The following is a 25,821-nucleotide window of genomic DNA, read 5'->3' as shown; positions in this document are numbered from 1 at the left end:
TCAAACCAGTTTGCTTCTTCGAGGAGTTTGCATGCTGGAGAAAGACGAACGGCCGGAGAGCCCCGAGGAGATGCTCCGCGTCATCCAGGAGCAGAGCGCCGCCACCAGCAAGCGCCTCAACGGCGACCCCTTGCTGCTGTACGTGCCGTGGGGCGTCGCCTGGCTGCTCGGCTTCACGGCGCTGTTCCTGCACTACGGGCTCGACGGGCGTCCGTACGCCCCGATCTCACAGATGCAGGGCGTGGCCGTGCTGCTGGTCGCCCAGATGGTGGCGGGGGCCGTGGCGGCGGTCGGCATCGTGCGGATGAACCGGCTCGTCCGCGGGGACTCCTCCATCCGCGGCGCCATGTACGGCTACGCCTGGAGCGCCGGAATGGTGCTCATGGTCATCATCGGCACACGACTGGGCCCGCTGCTCCCCCCGGAGGAGAACGGCCTGCTCTGGGCCGGTGGCATGCTCACGGTCGTGGCGGTGCTGCACATGGTGGGCGGCGCTCTCTGGCTCAGCAAGCCGATGTTCTTCACCGGCGCCTGGGTGGCCGCCGTCAACGCGCTGGGCCTGCTGCTCGGGGCCGGTTGGCACGCGCTGCTCACGGCGGTGCTGCTGGGCGGCGGGTTCATCGCGGTCGGCATCCGGTGGAGGTTCCGCTCATGACCAGGGACGACTCCGACGGCGCGGCGCTGCCCGAGCTCGACCCGGTGATTCACGCGCAGGCCCGTCTGCGGGTGGTGGCCGCGCTCAACGTCCTGCGCGACGGCGACGAGCTGGCGTTCAACTCGATGAGGGACCTGCTCGGCATGACGGCCGGCAACCTGTCGGTGCATCTGAGCAAGCTGGAGGACGCGGGCTACGTGCGGATCACCAAGACGCACAAGGGCCGCACCCCCGCCACGTACGCGGCACTCACCCCACGCGGACGGCTGGCGTTCGAGGACTACACCAAGGCGATCCGCGCCTTGCTGGACACCGCTGGAGGCGCACCATGACGACACTGGCCCGCACGATCGAGGTGACCCGCCGGTACGGCGACGTACTGGCTCTCGACCGTGTCTCGCTCGACATCCGCGAGGGAGAGCTGGTCGGACTGCTCGGCCCCAACGGCGCGGGCAAGTCGACCCTGATCAACCTGTTCGTGGGGCTGCGGCGGCCGACGTCCGGAACCGTGGAGTTGTTCGGCGGCTCGCCCTCCGACCCCGTGACGCGACGCGGCATCGGCGTGACGCCGCAGGAGACGGGGCTGCCCGAGTCGTTACGCGTCGGCGAGATCGTCGACGTCGTCGCGGCGCACTTCCCCGCCCCCGCCGCCAAGGACGAGCTGCTCGGCCGCTTCGGGCTGGACGACCTGGCCCGGCGGCAGGTCGGCGGCCTGTCGGGCGGGCAGCGACGGCGCCTCGCGGTGGCGCTCGCGTTCGTGGGCAACCCGCGGCTGGTGTTCCTCGACGAGCCGACGACCGGCCTCGACGTCGAGGCGCGCCGCGCCCTGTGGGAGAACATCAGGTCCTACCACGCCGGCGGCGGCACCGTGCTGCTCACCAGCCACTACCTGGAGGAGATCGAAGCCCTCGCCCAGCGGGTCGTGGTGGTGGGCGGCGGCCGCGTGCTGGCCGACGACACGGTGAACGCCGTACGCGACATCGTCGGCGTGCGCCGGGTGTCGTTCCACGCGCCCGAGCCGCCGGACCTGCCGGGGGTGGTGAAGTCGGAACGCGACGGCGACCGCGTCGTCCTGTTCACCGCCGACCCCGACCGCCTGGTCATCGACCTCGTACGCGGCGGCACGCCGTTCTCCGGCCTGGAGATCACGCCGACCACCCTGGAAGAGGCCTTCCTCGCCCTGACGTCCAAGGAGTCCGCGCATGTCTAGCATCGTCGCCGCACACACCCGCTACCTCATGCTCGAGCTGGTCAGGGTGCCGGTCGCCCTGCTGGCCGGCTCGTTGTTCCCGGCCATCTCGATGCTGGCGTTCGTGGTGCCGTTCACCGGGGGCGACGCGCAGGCCGCGACGACGGCGACGGCCTCGCTGATGTTCTTCGGCGCGATGTCGGGGGCGGTCATCGGGCTCAGCATCGCCGTGGCCACCGACCGTGAACAGCCGTGGGACCCGTACGTGCGCACCCTGCCGGCGGGCCCGTTCCCCCGCTTCGCCGGACGGATCCTCGCGACGTTGGCCGTCATGCTGCTCTCGACGCTGCCGTCGCTGCTGGTGGCGGCGCTCTTCACGGAAGCGACCACCACGCCCCTGCGGCTGCTGCTGGGGTTTCCTGCGCTGATCGCGCCCAGCGTGCCGTTCATGCTGCTCGGGCTGTTCATCGGCTTCGTGATGTCGGCCAAGGGCGCGGTCGCGCTGTCGCAGGTGCTGTTCTTCCCGCTGGCGATCCTGGGCGGGCTGCTGATCCCACCCGCGATCCTGCCCGGGTTCATCCAGGCCGTCTCGCCCTTCACGCCCGCCCGGGGCGCGGCCGAGCTCCTGTGGGCCGTCGCGGCGGGCACCACGCCCGACGCGCTCGCGCTGGTCATGCTGGGGGTGTGGACGGTGGCGCTGGCGGCAGCGGCCGCCTGGGCCTACCGCCGCGACGAGGGCAGGCGCTTCACCTGATGAGCCTGACGGGGGGGTGTGCCGCCGAGTCCGCAGCGATCTCGACGGCACACCCGTCCATGAAGGGGTCTCGTCAGTTCTGCTCTTGGAGAGTGACGTTGACCTCGTGGGTCTTGCCGTCCCTCATATAAGTGATCTTGACCTCTTGGCCCGGTTTGAAACCTCTGACCTGTCCCACAACCGTATCGCCCCCGTCAACCATCTTGTCACCGATCCCCGTGATCAGGTCGCCCTGCTGCAGCCCGGCCTTCTCCGCCGGGCTTCCCGCGGTGACCTCGCGGATGAGGGCTCCAGGCACGTCGCCCATCGCGTCGGTGACGCTCACGCCGAGGAAGGCGTGGGTGACCTTGCCGTGCTGGATGAGCTGTTCGGACACCTGCTTGGCGGTGTTGACCGGGATGGCGAAGCCGACGCCGCCACCCGCGGCGTCCGACGCGATGGCCGTGTTGATGCCGACCAGCTCGCCCGCGGCGTCGACAAGCGCGCCGCCGGAGTTGCCGGGGTTGATCGAGGCGTCGGTCTGGATGGCGCCGCCGATCGTGGTGGGCGGGCTCTGGTCCTGCTGCTGCCACCAGCCCGGCGGGAGCTGCGGGCGCTGCTCGTCGCCGAGGTTGAGCGTACGGTCGAGAGCGCTGACGATGCCGGCGGTGACCGACCCGTCGAGGCCGAGCGGGCTCCCGATGGCCAGCACGGGGTCGCCGACCCGCAGCCTGTCGCTGTCGCCCAGCGTGGCCTTCGTCAGCCCCGAGACGCCCTGAGCCCGCACGACGGCGAGGTCGGTGGTGGGGTCGGTACCGACCACCGTGGCCTTGGCCGTCCTGCCGTCGCTGAACTTGACCGTCATCTGGCCGCCGCCCTGGCCCGCGCCCACGACCACGTGGTTGTTGGTGAGGATGAGGCCGTCCTCCGACAGGATCACGCCGGAGCCCTCGCCGGTCTGGCCCTGGATCATCACGACCGAAGGCTGCACCTTGGCCGCCACCTCGGCCACGGTGAGCTGGTCGGAGGCCTTCTTGAACACCGCGCCCGGCGCGCTGACCGTGCTGCTCGCCACCGGCCGCGGCTGGAACGAGGTGGTGACGGCGGCTCCGACCACGCCACCGACGATCGCCATGGCGGCCAGGGCGAGCCCGGCGCCGACCTTCTGCCCCACGCTCAGCCGCGCCTTCACGGGCGCCCCTGACGGCGGGGGCGGCTGCGGCATGGGGTGCGTGTCCCTCCGGGGAAAGCCCCCGGCAACCGGCGGGACGGTACCGAACTGGCTCCACCCTCCGGTGCCCTCCGGCTGAGGGCGCTGCTCCTGAGGCTCGTTCGCGTTCATGGTCATCTCCTCGATCCCGATGACCCAAGAGTGGCAAGACACGCGTAAGGACTGTCTAAGAGATGGTTCGTCCCGGTGTGAGACGTCTCACACCGGGGCTCACGGAAGGACGGGCACGCCGGGATTCGCGTGCCCGTCCTTCCGTGCTAGCGGGCCGCGGGCCAGTACGCGTCGCGGAGCAGCCGCTTGTAGAGCTTGCCCGTCGGATGGCGCGGCAGCTCGGGCCGGAAGTCCACCGACCTGGGGCACTTGTAGTGCGCGAGCCGGTCGCGGCAGTACGCGATGAGCTCGGCCTCCAGCTCGGGGCCGGCCTCGTCCATCGACACCGGCTCGACCACGGCCTTGACCTGCTCGCCCATCTCCTCGTCCGGCACCCCGAACACCGCCACGTCGGCGACCTTCGGGTGCACCGACAGCACGTTCTCGGCCTCCTGCGGGTAGATGTTCACCCCACCCGAGATGATCATGTACGAGCGGCGGTCGGTGAGGTACAGGAAGCCGTCGGCGTCCACGTGGCCGATGTCGCCCAGCGTGGTCCAGCCGCGCCCCTGGGGGTCCTGGACCGAGCGGGTCTTGCCGGGATCGCCGTGGTACTCGAAGCGGCCGCCGTTCTCGAAGTAGATGGTGCCGTCGACACCGGGCGGCAGCTCGTTGCCGTCCTCGTCGCAGATGTGCACGACGCCGAGCAGCGAGCGGCCGACGGTGCCCTTGTGCTTGAGCCAGTCGTCGGGACCGACGTAGAGGAAGCCGTTGCCCTCGGTGCCGGCGTAGTACTCGTGGATGATCGGCCCCCACCAGGAGATCATCTGCTCCTTGACCGGGATCGGGCAGGGCGCGGCGGCGTGGATCGCGTAGCGCAACGAGGAGAGGTCGTAGCGGTTCCTGGTCTGCTCGGGCAGCTTGAGCATCTTGATGAACATCGTCGGCACGAGCTGCGTGTGGGTCGCCCGGTACCGCTCGACCAGCGCGAGGTACCGCTCCGGGTCGAACCCCTCCATCACCACCACCGTGGCTCCGAGCCGCTGGAACGACAGGCTGTAGCGCAGCGGCGCGGCGTGGTAGAGCGGCGCGGGCGACAGGTAGACGTCGTCGGCAGCGGGTGCGAAGAGGAACTGGATGAGCTGGAGGAGCCCTCCGGGCTCGGTGAGCGGCCCGAACGCCGAGGGCAGCTTGACACCCTTGGGCCGGCCGGTGGTGCCCGAGGAGTAGAGCATGTCCATGCCCATGCACTCGTCCTCGATCGCGGTGACCGGCTGCCCGGCCACGGCCTCCTCGTACGACTGGAAGCCGTCGGCCGTGCCGTCGAGCATGAGCCGCAGTTCGACGCCGGGCGTGGCCTCGGTGATCGAGGTGGCGACGCCGGCCAGGTCGGCGCTGGAGATGAAGACGCGGGCGCCGCAGTTGTCGACGATGTAGGCCACCTCGTCGGTCTGCAGCCGCGAGCTGACGGCGGTGTAGTAGAGACCCGAGCGGTGGGCGGCCCAGGTGATGACCAGGAAGAGCGGGTGGTTGGCGAGCATGAAGGCGATGTGGTCGCCGGGTCGCAGGCCGGACGCGCGGAACAGGTGCGCCAGCCTGTTCGACTCCTCGTCCAGCTCGCGGTAGGTGATGATCCGTCCGGAGCCCGCCATGATCACAGCGGGCTTGTCTGGGGTGACTGCTGCGATGGCTCCCGGATACATGAATAGAACAGTATTCGGTTCGTCAGGCCGGACGCCAGAACGCGCGGCAAGCGGAAAGCCGCGGCCTCACCTGGAGACCGCGGCTTCGCGTACGGGTCAGACACCCGCGTGGTGGACGGGCTTCCAGCCGGAGTTCTGACCGGTCGAGTGGAAGCGGTCGCCTCTGCTCACGTTCACGAAGATGTGGGCGGCGTCCTTGCCGGAGAAGGAGAACTGGCGAGGGCTCCTGCCGCAGTTCGAGAACGTCTTGAAGGACGCCGAGCCGTTCTTGTCGACGATCCTGAACGTCTCCCACGCGCACTTGCTCCTGCCCCACGGCTTGTGGTTCACGAGCACGCTGTGCACGGTGAAGAATTCACGGGTCCGCCACTCCCAGACCTTCTTCTTGACCTTCTTCACGACCCACTTGCAGTGCCGGTCGCCCTTGTGGTCCTTGAAGCAGACCCGGTCCCTGACGAAGTCGGTCTTCCAGTACCAGTGCCGGTAGCGCTGGGTGTCGACCGACACGCGACCCTGTGCCCGCGACTGGTGGTCGGCGGAGAAGTAGGGCCCCCAGCCGGCCTGGGAGGCGGCCGAGGCGGACGTCGTCGTGGAGGTGGTGGTCGCTCCGGCCGCTGCCGGAGCGATGGTCGCGGCCAGGGCGGCCGCGGTGAAGCCGAGCGCGATGCGAGAGGTGAATCGCATGTGGGCCCTCCTCGGGAGAGGTTTTCTGACAGTGCATTCGTACGCCCACGGGATTGCTTACGACTTACAACTCACTTAACGCCATAAAAGCCCGGATAAGATGATATTCCGGAATGATCGCCTTTTATTGTGATCATTCCGGAAGATCCATCCAGTCGTTTCCCCTGGTCATTCCGCGGGGATCACGGAGCCCTCGTACTTCTGCTTGATGAAGTCCTTGACCTTCGGGTCCTGCAGCAGCTTGCCGAGGGTCACGATGTTGGGGTCGTGCTCGTGGCCGGCCTTGACGACCAGGCCGTTGACGTACGGGTTGCCCTCGGTCTTCTCCAGCAGCAGGGCCTGCGAGGCGGGCTTCAGCCCGGCCTCGAGGGCGTAGTTGCCGTTGATCACCGCGGCGTCGACGTCCTCCAGCGAGCGCGGCAGCTGGGCCGCCTCCAGCGGCTTGAACTGCAGGTGCTTCGGGTTCGCCGTGACGTCGCGCTCGGTGGCCGCGGTGCCCGCGCCGCTCTTGAGGGTGACGATGCCGTGGTCGGCCAGCAGCTTCAGGGCACGGCCCAGGTTGGTGGCGTCGTTCGGCAGCGCCACGGTCGCGCCGTCGGGCAGCGCGGCGACGTCGGTGATCTTCCTGGAGTACAGGCCGAGCGGCTCCAGGTGCACCGGCGCGACGAAGCTCAGCTTGGTGCCCTTGGTGGCGTTGAAGTCGTCGAGGTACGGCTTGTGCTGGAAGAAGTTGGCGTCGAGCTGCCCCTCGTCCAGCTGGACGTTGGGCTGCACGTAGTCGGTGAACTCCACGATCTCGAGCTTCAGCCCGGCGGCGGGCGCCAGGTTGTCCTTGACGAACTGCAGGATCTCGGCGTGCGGCACGGGCGACGCGCCGACGCGCAGCACGCTGTCGGCCCCCTCGGACGCGCCCCCGGCCGCCGTGGTGGTGGCGGACTGCGACGTACCGCATGCGGCGAGCGACAGAGCCAGCGCGACGGCACCTACAATGCGATGAATTTTCATGATTTTCCTTATTTGTGCGATAGGCGCCGAGCGACCGCGTCGCCCAGGCTCTGCAGCAGTTGCACGATGATGAGCAGCAGGACCACGGTCACGATCATGAGTGACGTCTCGAACCGCTGGTAGCCGTACCGGACGGCCAGGTCGCCCAGCCCTCCCCCGCCGAGCGTGCCCGCCATGGCGGAGTAGCCGATGAGCGCGACGACCGTCACGGTCAGGCCCGCGACCAGGCCGGGCAGCGCCTCCGGCAACAGCACCTTGCGCACGATCGTGGTCCGGCTCGCGCCCATCGCCTGGGCGGCCTGCACCACGTCGGCGCCGACCTCGCGCAGCGCCGTCTCCACCAGCCTGGCGTAGAACGGCACCGCCCCGACGGTCAGCGGCACCACGAAAGCGGCGGTGCCGATGGTCGTACCGACGACGAGCCGGGTGAACGGGATGATCGCGATCATCAGCACGATGAACGGCAGCGACCGTCCGACGTTGACCACGAACCCCAGCCCCGACCGCAGCGCCAGCAGCGGCCGCAGCCCGTCACGGTCGAACGCCACCAGCGCCACCCCGAGCGGCAGCCCGAACAGCAGGGTGAACACCGCCGACCAGCCGACCATCTGCGCCGTCTCCAGCGTCGCCGGGCCGAGCAGCGGCACGATCTCCTCCCAGGTCACGCCGCCTCCCCCGCCACTTCGACGATCAGCCCGGAATCCCTCAGGTACGCCAGCGCGGCGGACCTCTCCTGGCCGTCGAGCGCGACCCGCAGCCGGCCCACGGCCCCGGCGCTCAGCTCCTCGATGGAGCCGCCGAGGATGCTGAGGTCGACGTCGAACTTGCGCACCACGTCCGAGACCACGGGCTGCGACGCCCCTGGACGGCCGGGGTCGCCGGTGAACGTCAGCGTCACCGAGCCGGCCGGCGCGGGCTCGGGCAGCGGGAAGATCTCCCTGGTCAGCCGCGAGTCAGGCGTCCGGACGAGGTCGGCGATGGTGCCGGACTCCTCGATGCGGCCCCCGGACATGATGGCGACCGAGTCGCAGACGCTCTTGACGACGTTCATCTCGTGCGTGATGAGCAGGATCGTCAGGCCCAGCTCGGCGTTCAGCCGCTTGAGCAGCCCGAGGACGGACTCCGTGGTGGCCGGGTCGAGCGCGGAGGTGGCCTCGTCGGACAGCAGCACCGACGGGTTGCCGGCGAGCGCCCGCGCGATGCCGACCCGCTGCTTCTGGCCGCCGGACAGCTGGTGGGGGCGGTCCTTGCCGCGTCCGCCGAGACCGACGAGCTCCAGCAGCTCGCCGACGCGGCGCTCGCGCTCGGCCCTGGGCACGCCCATGGCCTCCAGCGGGAACGACACGTTGCCCGCGACCGTGCGGGACGACAGCAGCGCGAAGTGCTGGTGGATCATGCCGATGCGCTGCCTGGCCCGGTTGAGCTCGGCGTCGCCGAGCGCGGTCAGGTCCTGGCCGGCGACCCGCACGGTGCCCGCCGTCGGGCGTTCGAGCAGGTTGACACAGCGCAGCAGCGTGCTCTTGCCGGCGCCGCTGCGGCCGAGCACGCCGTAGATCTCGCCTTCGCGCACGTGCAGGTCCACGCCGTCGAGGGCGACGGTCGTGCCGTAGTTCTTGCGCAGGCCGCAAGCCTGGATCACGGGTCTTCCCCACGTCTGAGGGCGGCCACGGGCGCGGCCGCGCGAACGTACAGGTCTGGAGGCGGAACCGCCTCAGTACAGGTCTGGAGGCGGAACCGCCTCAGTACAGGTCTGGAGGCGGAGCCGCCTCAGCGGGTGCCTGGGGGGAAGGGCAGGTGACTGAGCCTGCGCAGCACGAAGCAAGGTGCGATCATCGGGAAACCTTCAGCGGAACGGGCGGACGGAAGGGGTCTCAGCGGGCCGGCATTCGTCGCGTGCGCATGCGACGACACGCGCCCCCTCGGGCGCGGTGGTCGGTCGCGTACGCCTCGTTCACGCTTTGCTCAACCGAAGGTGAACGACGCCGTATTCCACGGCGTCGTCGTGATCCACGTCACTCCCAGGAAACGGGACCGCCCCGCCGCGCCTCAGGAGGAGAGCGCGACGGGGCGGTCGTCTCGGGGTCAGGCCGCCGCGGGCGCGGCGACCTGGGCCGGGGCCAGCGCGATGTCGAGCACCTCGCGCACGTCGCTGACCGCGTGGATGGTCAGCTCGTCACGGACCTCGGCGGGCACGTCGTCGAGGTCGGGCTCGTTGCGCGCCGGGATGAGGACGGTCGTGATGCCCGCCCGGTGGGCCGCCAGCAGCTTCTGCTTGACGCCGCCGATCGGCAGCACCCGCCCGGTCAGCGAGATCTCGCCGGTCATGGCCACGTCGCTGCGGACCAGCCGCCCGGACAGCAGCGAGGCCAGCGCCGTGGTCAGCGTGACGCCCGCCGATGGGCCGTCCTTCGGGACGGCGCCCGCCGGGAAGTGGACGTGCACCGAGCGGTCCTTCAGCGCGGTCACCGGAAGCTCCAGCTCGGCGCCGTGCGAGCGCAGGTACGACAGCGCGATCCGAGCTGACTCCTTCATCACGTCGCCGAGCTGGCCGGTCAGCGTGAGACCGGTCTCGCCGGTCTCCGGGTCGGCCAGCGACGCCTCCACGTAGAGCACGTCGCCGCCGGCGCCGGTGACCGCGAGCCCCGTGGCCACGCCCGGCACCGAGGTGCGCTGGACGTTCTCGGGCAGCGACGACTCGGGCACGAACCTCGGCCGGCCGAGGTAGCCGACCAGGTCGTCGGCGCCGACGGTGACGGGCAGCGCGTTGTCGTCGTCGGCGCGGGCCGCCACCTTGCGCAGGACGCGGGCGACCGAGCGCTCGAGCGAGCGCACGCCCGCCTCGCGGGTGTACTCGGCGGCGAGCCGGCGCAGCGCGGTGTCGTCGACCGCGACCTCCTCGGCGGTCAGGCCGGCGAGCTCCAGCTGGCGGGGCAGCAGGTGGTCGCGGGCGATGGCGACCTTCTCGTCCTCGGTGTAGCCGTCGAGGGTGACGACCTCCATGCGGTCGAGCAGCGGCCCGGGGATCGCCTCGAGGACGTTGGCGGTGGCCAGGAACAGCACGTCGGACAGGTCGAGCTCGACCTCGAGGTAGTGGTCGCGGAACGTGTGGTTCTGGGCCGGGTCGAGCACCTCGAGCAGGGCGGCCGTCGGGTCGCCGCGGTAGTCGGAGCCGACCTTGTCGACCTCGTCGAGCAGGACGACCGGGTTCATCGAACCGGCCTCGCGGATGGCGCGGACGATGCGGCCGGGCAGCGCGCCGACGTAGGTGCGCCGGTGGCCGCGGATCTCGGCCTCGTCGCGGACGCCGCCGAGCGCCACCCGGACGAACGTGCGGCCCATCGCGCGGGCCACGGACTCGCCGAGTGACGTCTTGCCGACGCCGGGAGGGCCGGCCAGGGCGAGGACGGCGCCGCTGCGGCGGCCGCCCACCACGCCGAGGCCCTTGTCCTGGCGGCGCTTGCGCACGGCCAGGTGCTCGATGATGCGGTCCTTCACGTCGTCGAGGCCCGTGTGGTCGGCGTCGAGCACGCCTCTGGCCCCCGCGATGTCGTAGTTGTCCTCGGTACGGACGTTCCACGGGATGTCGAGCACGGTGTCGAGCCACGTGCGGATCCAGCCGGTCTCGGGGGACTGGTCGGACGTGCGCTCCAGCTTGTCGACCTCCTTGAGTGCGGCCTCGCGCACCTTCTCGGGCAGGTCGGCGGCCTCCACGCGGGCGCGGTAGTCCTCCTCCTCGGTCTCGGAGTCGCCGTTCAGCTCCTTGAGCTCCTTGCGGACGGCGGCCAGCTGCTGGCGCAGGAGGAACTCGCGCTGCTGCTTGTCCATGCCCTCCTGGACGTCCTTGCGGATCGTCTCGGCGACGTCGAGCTCGGCGAGGTGCTCGCGGGACCACTCGACCAGCCTGGCCAGCCGGTCGGCGGGGTCGGCGGCCTCGAGCAGCTCGACCTTCTGGGCCGTCGTGAGCCAGGGGGTGTAGCCGGAGCTGTCGGCGAGCACGGAGGGGTCGTCGATCTGGTTGACCTGGTCGACCACCTGCCAGGCGCCGCGCTTCTGCAGGATGGTGGTGGCGAGGGCCTTGTACTCCTTGGCCAGCTCCTGGGCGCGCTCGCCCACCGGGACGACGTCGATGGTCTCGGCCTCGACCCAGAGCGCGGCGCCCGGGCCGGTCGTGCCGGTGCCCACGCGGACGCGGTCGACACCGCGCACGACGGCGGCGGGCTCGCCGCCGGGGAGCCTCCCGATCTGGTCGACCACCGCCCGCACGCCGACCGCGCCGTAGCGGCCGTCGATGCGGGGAACGAGGAGGACCCGCGGCTTGTTGCCACCGGATGCACGGGCCGCGTCGATGGCAGCACGCACCTCGGAGTCGGACAGGTCCAGCGGAACCACCATGCCCGGCAGAACGACGGCGTCGTCCAGCGGCAGGACCGGGAGGGTCAAGCTCTCACTCATGCGAACTCCAAAGGGTTGAGTTATACCGACTCAACTCATCAGAGCCGAGAGCTGTTCCCAACCCTGCCGATGTTCGCTCATGGCGATCGTAATCGTGTAAGCATCGCCTCCAGGCAGGCGGATCCGGTCAAAGAGCCACCCGCCCGGCCATCTCCTCAGCCTCCACGCCGACGAGGAGCCCGTCCATGCGGGCTGACCCTCATTTCCGGAGCTTGCGCTACATGTTCTCCCCCGGCGCATATGGGTGCCGGACCCGATGGCCGGCGGGCGGGTGCGCCAAGAGACTGTAAAGGAGTCGGACAGGAGTTAACGAAATGGACGTCACCCGCACGAACATGCCGAACAACGGCAGCGTGCATCATCTCGTCGCCCGGAGGGGCCGGACCTCCGGCAACCTCGTCGGCGACGGCGGGCGGTGGCGTCTCCCCCACGGCTCCACGGCGGTGGCCACCCCGCCCCCATCCTCCTCCGGGGGGATGTCGAGCCGGCCGGTGACGTCCACGCGGGCCTGCTGACACACCGGCCCGACCCGTCCGGCCCGGACGACTGAAGAAACCAGACACGCCAGGGCATGGGCTTCGCCTCGCCCTGGCCTCAGCATGCCCACCGTTCTGGAGGTCACCGTGTTGTCCCATCGAGTCGCCCTGTTGTCATGTCCTGACCTACTGCCATGTGCCCACCACGGCCACACGGCCGGACCGCCGGGGCAGACCGGATGAGCGCCTTCGCCGCACTGGCGATCTTCCTGGTGGCGTTCTTCTTCATCGCCACGGAGAAGGCCGACAAGGTCAAGGTCGTGCTCATCGCCGCGGGGCTGATGGCCGTACTGGGCCTCATCCCTGGCGCTCACGTGTTCTACTCCGAGCACGAGGGCATCGACTGGAACGTCATTTTCCTGCTGTTCGGCATGATGGTCATCGTCGGCATCATCAAGCGGACCGGCGTCTTCGACTACCTCGCCATCTGGGCGGCCAAGAAGTCGCGCGGGCGCCCCTACCGGTTGATGGTCATGCTGATGGCGATCACCGCGGTCGCCTCGCCCGTCCTCGACAACGTCACCACGATCATGCTGGTCGCACCGGTCACGATCGTGGTGTGCAACAGGCTGCGGATCCCGGCGCAGCCGTACCTGATCGCGGAGGTGCTCGCCTCCAACATCGGCGGCGCCGCGACGCTCATCGGCGACCCGCCCAACATCATCATCGGCAGCCGCGCCGGGCTGACCTTCAACGACTTCCTGGTCCACATGGCGCCGATCGTGCTGATCGTCTTCGCCGTGTTCGTGCTGTTCACGCGGGTGCTGTTCGGACGCACGTTCCAGTACCACCCCGAGCACGTGGCCGAGGTGATGGCGCTGGAGGAGCGCCGGGCGATCACCGATCCGCGCCTGCTCGTGCGCTGTCTCGTCGTGCTGGGCCTGGTCATCGTGGGCTTCGGGCTGCACGCGATCGTGCACATCGACCCGTCCATCGTGGCGCTGGTGGGCGCGGGCGTGATGATGCTCGTCGCCCGCGCGGACGTCTCCGAGGTGATGAACGAGGTCGAATGGCCGACGCTGGTCTTCTTCATGGGACTGTTCGTCATGGTCGCGGGCCTGGTGCACACCGGGGTGATCGCCTCGATCGGCACCTGGGCCGTGGACGTGCTGGGCGACGACTACTTCCTCGCGGCGACCGCGCTGGTGTTCGGCTCCAGCGTGCTGGGCGCCTTCTTCGACAACATCCCGTACGTCGCCACCACCGCGCCCATCGTCGAGGGCGTGGTCGCGGCGGCCGCCGACCCGCAGACCGGTCAGGCGCTGTGGTGGGCCTTCGCCCTGGGCGCTGACTTCGGCGGGAACGGCACCGCGGTCGCGGCCAGCGCCAACGTGGTGGCGCTCGGCATCGCCGCGCGCAACGGCCACAAGATCACCTTCTGGCAGTTCACCCGGTACGGCATCGTCGTCACCGTCCTCAGCTCGCTGATGGCCTGGATCTACGTCTGGCTGCGGTACTTCGCCTGAGTACCCGTGCCCGCTCCCTCCCGGAGCGGGCGCGGCCGTCTTGACGTGCGCTTTTCCGGGTACGCATGAGGAACGGCCACACTTTGCTGACATGGTGTCGTCATCCTCTTGACGTCGGCCGCCAGCGTTTGTGACACTGCGTCATAAACGTCGGCTCGACCTGAGGTGGACCGTGACCAAGCCGTTCTCCGAGACCTTGCGGGAGGCCACCTGGGCCGACCACGAGTCGGCCGAGTCCGAGAGCTACCTCTCGGAGCTGATGGGTGGACGCCTCAGCGAGCACCAGTACGGCCAGATGGTCGCCCAGCACTACTTCGCGTACGTGGCGCTCGACGGCGTCTCACGCCGGCTGGCAGACCACCCGGTGGCGGGCCGCTTCGTGTTCCCCGAGCTGTTCCGCGAGCGGGCCCTGGAGCGTGACCTCGCGACGGTGTACGGCTCGGGGTGGCGCGACGTGATCACGCCGTCGAAGGCGACCCGTACCCTCGTGGCCCGCATCCACCAGGCCGCCGACTGGCCGGGCGGCTACATCGCCCACCACTACACCCGCTACCTCGGCGACCTGTCGGGCGGCCAGTTCGTCCGGATGGAACTGCAGAAGATCTACGGGTACGCCAAGGGCGGCGGCGTCGACTTCTACATCTTCGACGAGCTGGGCAGCCTGCCCCGGTTCAAGACCGAGTACCGCTCCCGGCTCGACGCGCTGGAGCTGCAGCTCGACGAACGCGAACGCCGCCGGCTGATCCGCGAGGTGAAACTCGCCTACCAGCTCAACACCGAGGTACTGACCGAACTGACCCACACCCTCACCACCGCCGCCTGACCGGACGGCTCGGGCCCGCCGGGCTGACGCCTCGACCGCCGCCCGACCGCATCGCTCGGGCTCCCCTGACGAAGGGGCGTCGCGTGGGTGACGACCGGCCTACGATGGGTTTATGCCCCGCATCTCCGCCGCCACCATCGGCGAGCACCGCGCCCAGACGCGTGACCGCATCCTGCAGGCGGTCTCGCGGTTGTCGCGGGTGCAGGGCATCGACGCGATCTCGATGACCGACGTGGCCGGCGAGGCCGGCATCACCCGGACGGTCCTCTACAACTACTTCCCCGACAAGGCGGCGCTGCTGCTGGCGTTCACCGAGCGGGTGACGCAGTACTTCATCGACGGCTACCAGCGGGAACTGCCGGACGGCGCCTCGCCCGCCGACCGGCTGCGGGCGTTCGTCCGGCTCCAGCTCGCCGGGCTGGTCGCCCACCCCCATCCCGGTGCCGCCGACCTGAGCGCGGCGCTCGGCCCCGACGCCTACCAGCGTCTCGCCGAGCACGTCGCGCCGATGCAGCGCATCCTCGCCGACATCCTCGAGAGCGGCGTCGCCACGGGTGACTTCCGGGTGCTCGACGTACCGGCCACCGCGCGCATGATCCTCGCGGTGATCGGCGCCGAACGGGTCCCGCTGATCAGCGGCGAGGTGACCGTGGAGCGGGCTTGCGACCTGGTGTCCGACTTCGTCCTGCGCGCCCTCGCCTCGTAGGAGGGTCGCGCGGTTGTGGCCGGTCAGGTGGTGAGGCCGAGTTCGCCGGCGCGTCTGCCTGCCTGGAAGCGGGTCTCGGCGTCGAGTGTCGCGAGCAGGGCGGCCACGCGCCGCCGGTAGGTGCGTACGGACAGACCGAGCTGGCGGGCCGCCGCCTCGTCGGTGTGGCCGAGGCTCAGCGTGCGCAGCACGGCGCGTTCGGCGTCGTCGAGGTGCGGCCGGTCCGTGCCGAGGTACGCCCCCAGCTCCGTCGCCGCCTCCCACACCCCGTCGAGGAGCGAGCAGACGCCGCCGACCAGCGACGGCTCGTCGGTTACGGTGTACTCCCTGGCCCCCGCCGCGGCCTCGCCCGCCGTGATGGCGTACGTCCGGTCGATGACGATCGTCTCGTACGGGAAGGGCCGCGAGCTTATCCGCACCTGAGTTCCGGCCGCCGCGAGCCGCCGCAGGTGGCTGCGCGCCTCCTCGCCGGCGAGCGCGGCGGGGCTGAGCAGCTTGCGCACCTCGACGCGGCCCGGGACGGCGGCGACCCGCCGTGCGACCGCCTCACGGGCCCGCGGCTGCGCCCACGTGGCGAGGTCGCGCGCGGCGCACACGAACTCGCGCGTGACTCCGTCGAACAGGTGACCCGCCCGGGCGACGAGCTCGACGTCTCCGCGTACGGTGATGAGCATTGCCGGAGTATATGGCAGGAACCTGCCATGGTCTTGGGCCGAGCCGGTCCGACCGGCAAGGCTGTGACCATGACAGAGACCATGTTCCCGATCGGCGGAGACCTTCCCGTCCACCGGCTCGGCTTCGGCGCCATGCGCCTGGCCCGCGGCACGTTCACCGGGCCCGTCCGCGACCCCGAGATGGGGCTCGCCGTACTGCGCAGGGCCGTCGAGCTCGGCGCCGACCACATCGACACCGCCGCCTTCTACCGGCACGAGGGCGTGGCGGCCAACGACCTGATCCGCAAGGCGCTGCACCCGTATCCGGACGGCCTGGTGATCGCCACGAAGGTGGGGCCGCTGCAGGACGAGCGCGGCCTCCTGAGCCGGCAGGCGCGGCCGGACCAGCTGCGCGCCCTCGTCGAGGAGAACCTGACCGGCCTCGGGCTGGACCGTCTTGACCTGGTCTACCTGCGGGTCGGGGCGATGGCCGGGCCGGGCGGCGAGTCGATCGCCGACCGCTTCTCCGTCCTCGCCGAGCTCCGGGACGAAGGGCTGATCCGCCATCTGGGCGTGAGCAACGTGGACGCGGCCCAGCTCGCCGAGGCCCGGGCCATCGCACCGGTGGCGGCCGTGCAGAACGCCTTCCACGTGCAGGATCGCGGGTCGGCCGCGCTGCTGGAGGAGTGCGCCGCCGCGGGGATCGCGTTCGTGCCGTTCTTCCCGCTGGGCGGCGGCCATGCGCCGATCGACCAGGCCAGGCTGGCCGGGGTCGCGGCGCGGCGGCGGGCGACGACGGCGCAGGTGGCGCTCGCCTGGCTGCTCGCCGCCTCCCCGGCGATCCTGGCGATCCCCGGCACCGGATCGGTCGCGCACCTGGAGGAGAACATGGCGGCGGCCGGGCTCCGTCTCACCGACGAGGACCTGGCAGAGCTCGGAGGCTGACTCCCCGTCCGTCCTGTATCCCCTCGTCAGAGGGGGTGCCCCGCCGCGGAGGGGCGGTGGGGCGGTGACAGGATGGCCTGCATGACAGACCCCCTCCAACAGGCCCCCGCCGACGGGCACGTCGCGCTGAAGTCGGCGCGCGGCCGGTGGATCCTCACGGCGACCGTGCTCGGCTCGGGGATGGCGCTCCTCGACAGCACCGTGGTGAACGTGGCCCTGCCGTTCCTCGGCCGGGATCTCGACACGGACATGGCCGGCCTGCAGTGGACGATCAACGCCTACACGCTGACCCTCGCCGGGCTGATCCTGCTGGGCGGCTCCCTCGGCGACCGCTACGGCCGGCGCAACGTGTTCGTCGTCGGGGTGGTCTGGTTCGCGGTCGCCTCGGCGCTGTGCGGGCTGTCGCCGTCCATCGAGTTCCTCGTCGGGGCCCGCGCGCTGCAGGGCGTCGGCGGGGCGCTGCTCACGCCGGGGTCGCTGGCGCTCATCCAGGCGGCGTTCGTCCGGCAGGACCGGCCGAAGGCGGTGGGGGTGTGGTCGGGGCTCGGCGGCGTGGCCAGCGCGGTCGGGCCGCTGCTCGGCGGCTGGCTGGTGCAGACGGCCGGATGGCGGTGGGCGTTCCTCATCAACGTGCCGGTCGCGGCGGCCATCGTGGTCGTCACGCTCCGGCACGTGCCGGAGAGCAGGAACGAGCAGGCGGCCGGACGCTTCGACGTCCTCGGCTCGGCGCTCGCGGCGCTGGCGCTGGCGGGGATCACGTACGGGCTGATCCAGAAGGGCGCGGCGGTGCCGCTGATCGCGGGGCTCGCGCTCGCGGCGGCGTTCGTCGTGACACAGATCCGCAGGTCACCGAACGCGCTGGTGCCGGTGGAGATCTTCCGCGACCGGGTGTTCACCGCGGTCAACGTGGTGACCTTGATCATGTACGCGGCCATGGGCGTGGTGTTCTTCCTGCTGGTCGTGCAGCTTCAGGTGGTGTCCGGCTTCTCCCCCATCGCGGCCGGGCTGTCGATGCTGCCGACGACGGTGCTCATGCTGCTGCTGTCGGCCAGGGCGGGCGAGGTGGCCCGGCGGTTCGGTCCGCGCTGGCCCATGACGATCGGCATCCTCGTGGCCGGGGCCGGATTCCTCGCGATGAGCACGATCGGCGCCGGCTCGTCGTACGCGTGGCACGTGCTTCCCTCGGTGTTCGTCTTCGGGCTGGGCCTGTCGGCGGCGGTCGCGCCCCTCACCGCGACCGTGCTGGCCACGGCCGACGAGCGGCTCGCGGGCACGGCGAGCGGCGTCAACAACGCGGTGGCCCGCACCGGCAGCCTCCTGGCCGTGGCCGCCGTGCCGCCGCTGGTCGGCCTGGTCGGCGACGCCTTCCAGGACCCGGCCGCGTTCGACGCGGGGTTCAGGACGGCGATGCTGATCAGCGCCGGGATGATGGTGCTCGCGGCACTCATCACGCTCACCACGATCAGAACGAACGTGCTGGCCACCGGCGACTGAGTGGGGCGTCAGACCAGGCGGCGGAGGATCGGCTCGGCGTGGGTCCCCAGCACCGCGCGGCTCGTGGCCGCCCCCGGGCACAGCACCGCAGGAACGCCATCAGGCGGCCCCCGTTCGGCCCAGCCGAGCAGCCGTCCGTCGGGGAACCGGCTCTCGCCGAGCCGGGCGGGGTCGTCCACGAGCATGATCTTCATCATGGCCGCGGACGAACGACGCCCGCACCCGATTTTCGCGCTAGAACGTGAAGGGCTGGCTGCGGACGCTGTTGTCGAAGTTGGACAGCAGGAGTTCGGGCTCGCCGACCGAGCGGATGTCGGGCAGCCGGGTGAGCAGCTCGCGGAACATCGTGCGCATCTCCTGACGGGCCAGGTTGGCGCCGAGGCAGAAGTGCGGGCCGGGCCCGCCGAAGCCGACGTGCGGCTTGGTGTCGCGGGTGATGTCGAACGTGTCGGCGTCGGGGAAGACCGACTCGTCGCGGTTGGCCGAGCCGTAGAAGAGCACGACCTTGTCGCCCTTCTTCAGCTCCAGGCCGCGCAGCGAGTAGTCCTGCGTGACGGTGCGCCGGAACTGCATGATGGGCGAGACGTAGCGGACCATCTCCTCGATGGCGCTGTTGATGTGGGCGTCGAAGTCGCTCGTCAGCAGCTCGCGCTGGGCCGGGTTGTCGGTGAGCAGCTTGATGCCGTGGGCCATCGTGTTGCGGGCGGTCTCGTTGCCCGCGACGAGCAGCAGCGAGAAGAACGAGCCGAGCTCCTTGTCGGTGAGCTTCTCGCCGTCGGGGTTGGCGGTGACCAGCAGCGAGACGAGGTCGCCCTTGGGGTCGGCGGCGCGTTCGTGGCCGAGCTTGATGACCATGCGCTGCAGGGCGAGCAGGGCCAGCATGTTCTGGCCGGCCATCTGGACGCTGCGGGCCAGGCTGGGCCGCACGCCGGTGTAGGCGGTGGAGACGTCGACGTGCCGGTGGACCTGTTCGCGCAGCTCCTGAGGGATGTCGAGCATGTCGCAGATGACGTGGATGGGCAGCCGGGCCGCCACCTGGCCGACGAAGTCGCGCGGCCCTTCCTCGATCACGTCGTCGACGATGCGGGCGCAGGCCGCCTCGATGTCGGACTGCAGGCCGGCCAGCATCTTGGGGCTGAACGAGCGGGTGACGATGCGCCGCAGGCGGGCGTGGCGCGGGTCGTCCATGTTGACCATCGACTCTCCGAACACCTGCTTGACCCAGCCCGGCGGCTCGGGGTTGGTGACGGCCGGCTCGCTGGAGAAGACCTTGGCGTTGCGGCTGGCCTCGGTGACGTCGGCATGGCGGACGAGGGCGTAGAAGCCCTTGCCGGAACGCAGCAGCGGCACCTTCTTCTCGGGGAAGAACACCGGGTGCTCGAGCTGCCGCAGCCGGGCGAACGCCTCGTTCCGCTCTTTGAGCGGCTTACGCCAGAAATCAAGATCAGCGAGGTCGATGTCCACCCGACTATCCTGGCACGTCCCCGTCGCCAGGAAGGCCGGTGCGCGGCTTCGACGAGCCGGCCGTCGGCGTCCCCGGGGAGAACAGCGTCCAGGTGCCGGCAGGAGGGCTGACGCGGAAGGGGAACCTACGCCCTCAGCCGACCTCGGGCCGCAGCGGCAGCACGATGCGGAACAGCGTCCCAGCGCCGGGTTCGCTCTCGGCGATGATGACGCCGCCGTGCGCCTCCACCAGCGTCGCGGCGATCGACAGGCCGAGCCCGGAACCGCCGGTGCTGCGCGCCGGGTCGGCCCGGTAGAAGCGCTCGAACACCCGCTCGGCGACGTCCGCCGGGAAGCCGGGACCTTCGTCGGCCACCTCCAGGACCGCCCGGTCGCCGTCGGCGCCCACGCGCACCTCGAACGGCGTGCCCGGCGGCGTGTGGGTGAGCGCGTTGCCGACGAGGTTGTTCAGCACCTGCGCGAGGCGCGGCTCGTCGCCGATCACGGTCACGTCGCCGTCGCCGCCGAAGAGCCGTACCAGCTCGATGCGCCGGTCGGGGGCGAGCGTCTGGGCGTCGATCACCGCCGTGGCGGCCAGGCTGAGCAGGTCGACGGGCCGCAACGCGAGCTCGCGCCGCTGGTCGAGCCGGGCCAGCAGGAGCATGTCCTCCACCAGCAGCCCCATGCGGGCGGCCTGCCCCTCGATCCGGCCGAGCAGCCGCACGGCCTCGCCTGCGTCCCTGTCCTCCCCCAGGCGGTACAGCTCCGCGAAACCGCGGATGGAGGTCAGCGGCGTGCGCAGCTCGTGGGAGGCGTCGGCCATGAACCGGCGCATCAGCTCCTCCGAGCGGCGGGCGTCCGTCGCGGACGCGCGGGCCGCCTCGGCCGCCTTCTCCCGCTCCCGTACGGCCTCCTCGATGCGGGCCAGCATGACGTTCAGCGAGCGGCCGAGCCTGCCGACCTCCGTGGTGGCCGCCCAGAGAGGTACCCGCCGCGACAGGTCGCCGCCCGCGATGTCGTTGGCGGTACGGGCGATCTCGCCGAGCGGGCGCAGGCTGCGCCGTACCAGCCAGTAGCAGGCGAACCCCAGCACCACCAGCGTGCCGCCGCCGCCGGAGACGACGATCAGGACGAGCCTGCCGACGGTGGCGTCCACGTCGCCCAGGCTGATCGCCACCACGCGGCTCTCGCCGAGGCGGTTGGGCACGGCGACGACCCGCCATTCAGGGCCGCCCTCGCCGCGCGACTCCACGGAGAACGGCCGCCCGCTGCGCGCGGCCACGTCGGGGCCGGTCAGCCGGGGCAGGTCGGGGACGTGCTCCTCGGTGGACTCGCTGATCGTCCTGACGACGAGGCCGTTCGCGTCGAGCAGCACCGAGTGGAACAGGCCGAAGAAGCGCAGCGGGCGCACGCCCGGCCGCGGCTCGGGCGGCGGCGACTCGCGGATCGGGGCGGTGGCGGCCCGCAACTGCTGGTCGACCCGTTCGACCAGGTACCCGCGCAGCAGCCGGACGGCGAACAGCCCGGTCAGCGTGATGGCGAGGGTGACCAGCAGGAGGGTCGCCGAGACCAGGCGCAGCCACAGCGGCGCCCTGGACAACTGCTTCCTGAGCCTGCTCACGAGCTCACAGCTTCGGCGGCCGCAGGATGTAGCCGACACCGCGCAGGGTGTGCAGGTATTTGCGCTCACCGTCGTCGATCTTGCGGCGCAGATAGGAGACGTACGACTCCACGAGGCCGACGTCGGTGCGCCAGTCGCCGTTCCAGACCTGGTCGAGGATCTGGGTCTTCGACAGCACCCGGCCGGCGTTCAGCATGAAGTGCCGCAGCAGCCGGAACTCCGTCGGCGACAGCCGTACGGGCACGCCGTCGCGCCAGACCTCGTGGGTCTCCTCGTCCAGCTCCAGGTCGGCCACCCGCAGGCGGTTCGGCGGCGGGACGCCGCGCCGGGTCCTGCGCAGCACGGCCCGGATCCTGGCGATGACCTCCTCCAGGCTGAACGGCTTGGTCACGTAGTCCTCGCCCAGGCCCAGCCCGGCTATCCGGTCCTCCGGCTCGCCCTTGGCGGTGACGAACAGGACGGGGACCCGGCGGCCGCGGGACCGCAGCTTTCCCGCGACCGCCAGGCCGTCCAGATCGGGCAGCATGACGTCGAGCATCACCAGATCAGGTGAGCACGCCTCCGCCACCCGAAGAGCCTCCATGCCGTCGGCCGCGGTGAACACCTCGAACCCGGCCATGCGCAAGCTCGCCGAGAACAACTCCCTGATGTTGGGTTCGTCGTCGACCACCAGCAACCTGGCCTCGGGTTCGTTCATCGCGGGCCTCCTCCCTGAAATCCACCGCCGCCCTGGGTGATCGTCCGGGCCGTGACCGTCCCATCGGCGCCGCGCTCGCCCCGGACGACGATCGTGGTGCCGGGCTCCAGGTCGGTGACCTTGCCCTGCCGGGTGACCTGCACGGCGGTGTCGCCACTGGTGGTCACGGTGACGGTCTCGCCGGTCATGGTCCGCACGTAGACCTTGCCGTCCTCGACCTTCTCGACGGTGCCGAGCGTGCCCCCACCTCCGGCACCTCCGGCGCCACCGCGCATCCTGCCACCCCCGGGTTGCCGATCTTCGCCCGGCTGCCCGCCTCGCCGCGGGAACCCGCCGTCCCCGAACCTGGACGCGACCGCCGCGGCTCCCGGGGAGCCGAAGAGCTTGTGGGCCTGGACGCCGATGAGGATGCCCGCCACCAGCACGACCGCGGCGGCCAGCGTCAGCGTCAGCTTCGAGGTACGGCGCGCGGGCTTGACCGCGAGCTCCTCCCGCAGATCGTCGGGGAACGGCGAGGAGTCCAGCTTGTCCTGATTCTCCATGATCCTCTCTCTACTCATGGCGCAGAGCCTGGATCGGCCTGAGCTTGGCCGCCCGGTCGGCGGGATAGCTGCCGAAGAACAGGCCGATCCCCACCGAGACGCCCAGCGCCAGCACGACCGACGACGGCACGAGAACGGGCTGGATGCCCGCGACGGAGAACCTCGTCCCTGCGAACGCCAGCAGCACCCCGGCCACCCCTCCGGCCAGGCTCAGCAGCGTGGCCTCCAGCAGGAACTGGCCGAGGATCGCGCCCCTCGACGCGCCGATCGCCTTGCGGATGCCGATCTCGCGAGTGCGCTCGGTGACCGTCACGAGCATGATGTTCGTGATGCCGATGCCGCCGACGAGCAGCGAGATGGCGGCGACTGCCGCCAGCAGCACGGTGAACGTGCCGGTCGCCTGGCTGACGGTCTCCTGCAACGTGGCCTGGTTGAGGATGCGGTAGTCGGCGGCGCCGCCCGTGACGCCGTGCCGCTGGTCGAGCACGGCCGTGACCTCGGCCTGGGCCGCCGTGGTGGTGTCGGCCCCGGTCGCCTGCACGACGATCTGGTTGAGCGGGCCGAACCCGCTCAGGCTCTGCTGGACGGCCGGCAGCGGCGCGATCGCCACGTCGTCGGCGTCCTGCGTGCCGGTGGAACCGGTCTCCTTCAGCACGCCGACCACCGTGAACGGCACCCCCGACACGCTGATCCGCTCGCCGACCGGGTCGGCGGAGCCGAACAGCGCCTCCGCCACCGTCCGGCCGATCACGACGACCTTCCTGGCGGCCTGGACGTCGTCGTTGAAGAAGTACGTGCCCTGGTCGACCGGCTTGTTGACCGCCTCGAAGTAGCTCGGGTAGGTGCCGACGAACTGCGCGATCGCGTGGGAGGCGGCGCCGTACGCGGCCGTGGCGGAGGGCGCGGTCACGACCGGGGAGACGCTCTTGACGGACGGCGCGAGCGTCCGGTCGGTCAGCGCCCGCGCGTCGTCCAGCGTGAGGCGGCGGGCCTGGGTGCGGGGCCCGGCGTCGCCGCCTCCCCTCGCACCACCACCGCCGCCGCCCGCGAAGGACGGCGAGACCGTCAGCGTGTTGGCGCCGAGGCGCTGGATGTTCTGCTGGATGCTGCGCGAGGCCCCCTCGCCCACGGCGACCAGCATGATGACCGCGGACACGCCGATGAGGATGCCCAGCATGGTGAGCGCGCTGCGCATCTTGTTGGCCAGCAGGCCGCGCAGCGCGAACCGGACGATCTCGAACGGGTTCACCTGGCCGCCTCCGCCAGCCTGGGCGGCGGGCCGTCCGGCGGGGCCTGGCGGCGGTCCTCCACGATCTGACCGTCCACCAGCCTGACCACCCGCTTGGCGTGCGCGGCCACGTCGTCCTCGTGGGTGATGAGCACGATCGTGCGGCCGGCCGCGCTCAGCCCGTCCAGGATCCGCAGGACGTCGTCGGTCGAGGCGGTGTCGAGGTTGCCGGTGGGCTCGTCAGCCAGCAGCAGCGCCGGCGCGGTGACCAGCGCCCTGGCCACGGCCACGCGTTGCTGCTGGCCGCCGGAGAGCTGGTTGGGCTCGTGGTGGACACGCTCGGCGAGGCCGACCTGCTCCAGCGCGGCCAGCGCGCGGGCGCGCCGCTCGGCCTGGCGGACGCCGCCGTACACGAGGGGCAGCTCGACGTTGGCCAGCGCGCTCATGCGCGGGATGAGGTTGAACGACTGGAAGACGAACCCGACCCGGCGGTTGCGCAGGAGCGCGAGCTGGTGCTCGTTCAGCCGGCCCACGTCGGCGCCGTCGATCTGGTACGAGCCCGAGGTCGGGATGTCGAGGCAGCCGAGGATGTTCATGAGCGTCGACTTGCCGGAGCCGGACGCGCCCATGATGGCGACGTAGTCGCCCTTGTGGACGTCGAGGCTGACGCCGCGCAGGGCGCGGACCTTCGCGTCGCCCTCGCCGTACTCCTTGACGAGGTCGCGTACGCGCAGCACCGGGACGGTCATGGACGGCTCCCTTGCGCGCCGCCGCCGCGGAACCCGCCGCCACCACCACCGCCGCCGCGGAAGCCGCCACCGCCGCCACCGCCGCCGCCGATCCGGCCGAGGATGCCGCCGGTGTCCGCGCCGGACGTCGCCGCGGGCGGCACGATCCGGTCGCCCTCCGACACGCCCGAGGTGATCTCGGTGAGCCTTGTACCCCGCACGCCGACCTCGACCGGGGTCGGGACCTGGCGGCCGTCCTTGAGGAGGGTGACCGTGGTGCGGCCGCCACTGGTGGAGATCGCGGTGGACGGCACGGTGACGACGTCGTCGGCCTGTCCGACGACGACCTCGACGGTGGCGGTCTGGCCCAGCCTCACCTGGCGCGGCACCTTCGAGAGGGTGACCGTGACGGGGTACTGGACGACGTTGTCGCTGGTCGAGGCGACCGGGTCGATCTGGGTGACCTCGCCGGAGGCGGTCACGCCGGGCAGCGCGTCGAAGGTGACCGTGGCGTGCTGCCCCTGCTCCAGCTTCGCGACGTCCGACTCGGTGAAGCTGCCCACGAGCCGCAGTCTGGACGTGTCGGCGAGCTCGATGAAGCCGCCGGACCCCGAGCTCGCCTGCCCAGTCGCCTGGCCCTGCTTCGCGTTCTGGTTCGCCGCCTGTTTCGCGGCCTGGCCGGTGCCGCCGACGGAGCCGTTCACGGTGATGACCGTGCCGGCGAACGGGGCCTTCAGCACGGTGCCCTGGACCGTGCGCTGCGCTTCCCGGTAGGCGTTGCGGGCCTTGACGTACGCGGCGTACAGCTGGGCCGTGCCCGTTCCGTCGGCCTCGGCGCTGTCGAGCGTGGCCTTCGCGGCCGTCAGGGCCTCCTGGACGGCGTCGTCGTCCAGTTCGGCGAGGATGTCGCCCTTGGCGACCTTGTCACCGGCCTTGACGTAGATCTTCTCCACGGTGCCGTCGGCGGCGAACGACAGCGACCTCGACCGGGCGCTCTCGACCGACCCCGACGCGGTCACCGTGGCGGTCACCGAGTCGCGCGTGGCCGTCACGGTGCGCACGACCGGGCCGCTCTCGGCACGTCCCGTGCCGAGCTGGGCGTAGACGAGCCCGGCACCGCCCAGCAGGAGCACCACGAGCGCCCCGTTGGTCATCAGCGCTCTGCGCCTGATCGACACCTTCACGAGCGGTGACACT

General features: G+C 71.0%; 26 protein-coding genes. 10 read left to right on the top strand and 16 right to left on the bottom strand.

The annotated features are described in order from the left end of the window. Window positions 1-31: 31 nt before the first annotated feature. Genes BLR04_RS07480 through BLR04_RS07465 form a run of 4 tightly spaced genes read left to right on the top strand, consistent with a single transcriptional unit; the run spans window position 32 to window position 2,598 of the window. Window positions 32-655 carry a hypothetical protein gene (locus tag BLR04_RS07480; protein ID WP_090761061.1) on the top strand — a complete coding sequence of 208 codons (624 nt, stop codon included), beginning with the start codon at window positions 32-34 and terminating at the stop codon, window positions 653-655. Then, window positions 652-987, top strand: a complete 336-nt coding sequence (locus BLR04_RS07475) for a winged helix-turn-helix domain-containing protein (protein WP_090761059.1) — start codon at window positions 652-654, stop codon at window positions 985-987. Before BLR04_RS07480 ends, BLR04_RS07475 begins: the two co-directional genes overlap by 4 nt. Next, window positions 984-1,865, top strand: coding sequence for an ABC transporter ATP-binding protein (locus BLR04_RS07470; protein ID WP_090761056.1), 882 nt, complete (start codon window positions 984-986; stop codon window positions 1,863-1,865). The genes BLR04_RS07475 and BLR04_RS07470 overlap by 4 nt, the downstream gene beginning before the upstream one ends. Then, window positions 1,858-2,598 carry an ABC transporter permease gene (locus BLR04_RS07465; protein WP_090761054.1) on the top strand — a complete coding sequence of 247 codons (741 nt, stop codon included), beginning with the start codon at window positions 1,858-1,860 and terminating at the stop codon, window positions 2,596-2,598. The genes BLR04_RS07470 and BLR04_RS07465 overlap by 8 nt, the downstream gene beginning before the upstream one ends. Before the next feature lie 73 nt (window positions 2,599-2,671). Here the strand turns inward: BLR04_RS07465 and BLR04_RS07460 are convergent, their stop codons facing one another. The 7 genes from BLR04_RS07460 to lon all read right to left on the bottom strand — a co-directional run bounded on the left by BLR04_RS07460 (window position 2,672) and on the right by lon (window position 11,742). Then, window positions 2,672-3,802: a S1C family serine protease gene (locus BLR04_RS07460; RefSeq protein WP_245740087.1), complete on the bottom strand. Its 1,131-nt coding sequence runs from the start codon at window positions 3,800-3,802 to the stop codon at window positions 2,672-2,674. Window positions 3,803-4,065: 263 nt separating this feature from the next. Further along, window positions 4,066-5,601: an AMP-binding protein gene (locus BLR04_RS07455; protein ID WP_090761052.1), complete on the bottom strand. Its 1,536-nt coding sequence runs from the start codon at window positions 5,599-5,601 to the stop codon at window positions 4,066-4,068. A gap of 96 nt (window positions 5,602-5,697) precedes the next feature. Beyond that, on the bottom strand, window positions 5,698-6,285 hold the full coding sequence (locus BLR04_RS07450) for a hypothetical protein (RefSeq protein WP_090761049.1): 588 nt from the start codon (window positions 6,283-6,285) through the stop codon (window positions 5,698-5,700). Window positions 6,286-6,453: 168 nt separating this feature from the next. Beyond that, the gene (locus BLR04_RS07445) at window positions 6,454-7,290 is read right to left on the bottom strand and encodes a MetQ/NlpA family ABC transporter substrate-binding protein (protein WP_090761047.1); all 837 of its coding nucleotides are present in this window, start codon (window positions 7,288-7,290) and stop codon (window positions 6,454-6,456) included. An 8-nt stretch (window positions 7,291-7,298) separates the two neighbouring features. Then, window positions 7,299-7,955 (bottom strand): methionine ABC transporter permease, encoded by a 657-nt coding sequence (locus tag BLR04_RS07440; RefSeq protein ID WP_176902988.1) that lies wholly within the window; start codon window positions 7,953-7,955, stop codon window positions 7,299-7,301. Beyond that, entirely contained in the window at window positions 7,952-8,929 is a 978-nt protein-coding gene (locus BLR04_RS07435; RefSeq protein ID WP_090761045.1) for a methionine ABC transporter ATP-binding protein, read from the bottom strand. Before BLR04_RS07435 ends, BLR04_RS07440 begins: the two co-directional genes overlap by 4 nt. 443 nt (window positions 8,930-9,372) lie before the next feature. Next, window positions 9,373-11,742: an endopeptidase La gene (gene lon / locus BLR04_RS07430; protein ID WP_090761043.1), complete on the bottom strand. Its 2,370-nt coding sequence runs from the start codon at window positions 11,740-11,742 to the stop codon at window positions 9,373-9,375. Window positions 11,743-12,056: 314 nt separating this feature from the next. On the opposite strand from lon, the gene BLR04_RS07425 reads away from it, so the two are divergent. The 4 genes from BLR04_RS07425 (at window position 12,057) to BLR04_RS07410 (ending at window position 15,273) form a co-directional block, all read left to right on the top strand. Beyond that, window positions 12,057-12,257: a hypothetical protein gene (locus BLR04_RS07425; protein WP_090761041.1), complete on the top strand. Its 201-nt coding sequence runs from the start codon at window positions 12,057-12,059 to the stop codon at window positions 12,255-12,257. A gap of 200 nt (window positions 12,258-12,457) precedes the next feature. Then, on the top strand, window positions 12,458-13,744 hold the full coding sequence (locus tag BLR04_RS07420) for an ArsB/NhaD family transporter (protein ID WP_090761038.1): 1,287 nt from the start codon (window positions 12,458-12,460) through the stop codon (window positions 13,742-13,744). Between the two features lie 172 nt (window positions 13,745-13,916). Next, the gene (locus tag BLR04_RS07415; RefSeq protein ID WP_090761036.1) at window positions 13,917-14,567 is read left to right on the top strand and encodes a biliverdin-producing heme oxygenase; all 651 of its coding nucleotides are present in this window, start codon (window positions 13,917-13,919) and stop codon (window positions 14,565-14,567) included. 112 nt (window positions 14,568-14,679) lie between these two features. Further along, complete coding sequence (locus BLR04_RS07410) at window positions 14,680-15,273, top strand: TetR/AcrR family transcriptional regulator (RefSeq protein WP_090761035.1); 594 nt, start codon at window positions 14,680-14,682, stop codon at window positions 15,271-15,273. Between the two features lie 23 nt (window positions 15,274-15,296). Here BLR04_RS07410 and BLR04_RS07405 read toward each other — a convergent pair whose 3' ends face one another. Continuing rightward, window positions 15,297-15,947, bottom strand: coding sequence for a helix-turn-helix transcriptional regulator (locus tag BLR04_RS07405; protein ID WP_090761033.1), 651 nt, complete (start codon window positions 15,945-15,947; stop codon window positions 15,297-15,299). Between the two features lie 69 nt (window positions 15,948-16,016). Here BLR04_RS07405 and BLR04_RS07400 point away from each other — a divergent pair, with 69 nt between their 5' ends. Further along, window positions 16,017-16,871 (top strand): oxidoreductase, encoded by an 855-nt coding sequence (locus tag BLR04_RS07400; protein WP_090761533.1) that lies wholly within the window; start codon window positions 16,017-16,019, stop codon window positions 16,869-16,871. 81 nt (window positions 16,872-16,952) lie between these two features. Further along, complete coding sequence (locus BLR04_RS07395; RefSeq protein ID WP_090761031.1) at window positions 16,953-18,365, top strand: MFS transporter; 1,413 nt, start codon at window positions 16,953-16,955, stop codon at window positions 18,363-18,365. Between the two features lie 8 nt (window positions 18,366-18,373). Here the strand turns inward: BLR04_RS07395 and BLR04_RS07390 are convergent, their stop codons facing one another. The 8 genes from BLR04_RS07390 to BLR04_RS07355 form a co-directional block, all read right to left on the bottom strand. Next, window positions 18,374-18,550, bottom strand: a complete 177-nt coding sequence (locus BLR04_RS07390) for a hypothetical protein (protein WP_245740086.1) — start codon at window positions 18,548-18,550, stop codon at window positions 18,374-18,376. 49 nt (window positions 18,551-18,599) lie between these two features. Continuing rightward, window positions 18,600-19,829, bottom strand: coding sequence for a cytochrome P450 (locus BLR04_RS07385; protein WP_090761027.1), 1,230 nt, complete (start codon window positions 19,827-19,829; stop codon window positions 18,600-18,602). 133 nt (window positions 19,830-19,962) lie between these two features. Continuing rightward, window positions 19,963-21,429, bottom strand: coding sequence for a sensor histidine kinase (locus BLR04_RS07380; RefSeq protein ID WP_245740085.1), 1,467 nt, complete (start codon window positions 21,427-21,429; stop codon window positions 19,963-19,965). A 4-nt stretch (window positions 21,430-21,433) separates the two neighbouring features. Continuing rightward, a complete protein-coding gene (locus BLR04_RS07375; protein ID WP_090761026.1) occupies window positions 21,434-22,126 on the bottom strand; it encodes a response regulator transcription factor in 693 nt (230 codons plus the stop codon). Beyond that, complete coding sequence (locus tag BLR04_RS07370; RefSeq protein ID WP_143021979.1) at window positions 22,123-22,686, bottom strand: cytochrome c maturation protein CcmE; 564 nt, start codon at window positions 22,684-22,686, stop codon at window positions 22,123-22,125. Before BLR04_RS07370 ends, BLR04_RS07375 begins: the two co-directional genes overlap by 4 nt. Beyond that, window positions 22,679-23,917 carry an ABC transporter permease gene (locus BLR04_RS07365; protein WP_090761022.1) on the bottom strand — a complete coding sequence of 413 codons (1,239 nt, stop codon included), beginning with the start codon at window positions 23,915-23,917 and terminating at the stop codon, window positions 22,679-22,681. The genes BLR04_RS07370 and BLR04_RS07365 overlap by 8 nt, the downstream gene beginning before the upstream one ends. Beyond that, window positions 23,914-24,645: an ABC transporter ATP-binding protein gene (locus tag BLR04_RS07360; RefSeq protein WP_090761020.1), complete on the bottom strand. Its 732-nt coding sequence runs from the start codon at window positions 24,643-24,645 to the stop codon at window positions 23,914-23,916. The genes BLR04_RS07365 and BLR04_RS07360 overlap by 4 nt, the downstream gene beginning before the upstream one ends. Further along, complete coding sequence (locus BLR04_RS07355) at window positions 24,642-25,820, bottom strand: efflux RND transporter periplasmic adaptor subunit (RefSeq protein ID WP_245740084.1); 1,179 nt, start codon at window positions 25,818-25,820, stop codon at window positions 24,642-24,644. The genes BLR04_RS07360 and BLR04_RS07355 overlap by 4 nt, the downstream gene beginning before the upstream one ends. Window position 25,821: the final 1 nt, after the last annotated feature.

Source organism: Nonomuraea maritima (assembly GCF_900100395.1).
GTDB lineage: Bacteria > Actinomycetota > Actinomycetes > Streptosporangiales > Streptosporangiaceae > Nonomuraea > Nonomuraea maritima.
The sequence above is the reverse complement of the archived record's forward strand: the minus strand, read 5'-3'. Positions and strand labels throughout refer to the sequence as shown.

Coding starts and splice junctions, on each gene's coding strand:
- BLR04_RS07480 (WP_090761061.1), top strand. CDS start 32: ATGCTGGAGAAAGACGAACGGCCGGAGAGCCCCGAGGAGATGCTCCGC.
- BLR04_RS07475 (WP_090761059.1), top strand. CDS start 652: ATGACCAGGGACGACTCCGACGGCGCGGCGCTGCCCGAGCTCGACCCG.
- BLR04_RS07470 (WP_090761056.1), top strand. CDS start 984: ATGACGACACTGGCCCGCACGATCGAGGTGACCCGCCGGTACGGCGAC.
- BLR04_RS07465 (WP_090761054.1), top strand. CDS start 1,858: ATGTCTAGCATCGTCGCCGCACACACCCGCTACCTCATGCTCGAGCTG.
- BLR04_RS07460 (WP_245740087.1), bottom strand. CDS start 3,802: ATGCCGCAGCCGCCCCCGCCGTCAGGGGCGCCCGTGAAGGCGCGGCTG.
- BLR04_RS07455 (WP_090761052.1), bottom strand. CDS start 5,601: ATGTATCCGGGAGCCATCGCAGCAGTCACCCCAGACAAGCCCGCTGTG.
- BLR04_RS07450 (WP_090761049.1), bottom strand. CDS start 6,285: ATGCGATTCACCTCTCGCATCGCGCTCGGCTTCACCGCGGCCGCCCTG.
- BLR04_RS07445 (WP_090761047.1), bottom strand. CDS start 7,290: ATGAAAATTCATCGCATTGTAGGTGCCGTCGCGCTGGCTCTGTCGCTC.
- lon (WP_090761043.1), bottom strand. CDS start 11,742: ATGAGTGAGAGCTTGACCCTCCCGGTCCTGCCGCTGGACGACGCCGTC.
- BLR04_RS07425 (WP_090761041.1), top strand. CDS start 12,057: ATGGACGTCACCCGCACGAACATGCCGAACAACGGCAGCGTGCATCAT.
- BLR04_RS07420 (WP_090761038.1), top strand. CDS start 12,458: ATGAGCGCCTTCGCCGCACTGGCGATCTTCCTGGTGGCGTTCTTCTTC.
- BLR04_RS07410 (WP_090761035.1), top strand. CDS start 14,680: ATGCCCCGCATCTCCGCCGCCACCATCGGCGAGCACCGCGCCCAGACG.
- BLR04_RS07405 (WP_090761033.1), bottom strand. CDS start 15,947: ATGCTCATCACCGTACGCGGAGACGTCGAGCTCGTCGCCCGGGCGGGT.
- BLR04_RS07400 (WP_090761533.1), top strand. CDS start 16,017: ATGACAGAGACCATGTTCCCGATCGGCGGAGACCTTCCCGTCCACCGG.
- BLR04_RS07395 (WP_090761031.1), top strand. CDS start 16,953: ATGACAGACCCCCTCCAACAGGCCCCCGCCGACGGGCACGTCGCGCTG.
- BLR04_RS07390 (WP_245740086.1), bottom strand. CDS start 18,550: ATGCTCGTGGACGACCCCGCCCGGCTCGGCGAGAGCCGGTTCCCCGAC.
- BLR04_RS07375 (WP_090761026.1), bottom strand. CDS start 22,126: ATGAACGAACCCGAGGCCAGGTTGCTGGTGGTCGACGACGAACCCAAC.
- BLR04_RS07370 (WP_143021979.1), bottom strand. CDS start 22,686: ATGAGTAGAGAGAGGATCATGGAGAATCAGGACAAGCTGGACTCCTCG.
- BLR04_RS07360 (WP_090761020.1), bottom strand. CDS start 24,645: ATGACCGTCCCGGTGCTGCGCGTACGCGACCTCGTCAAGGAGTACGGC.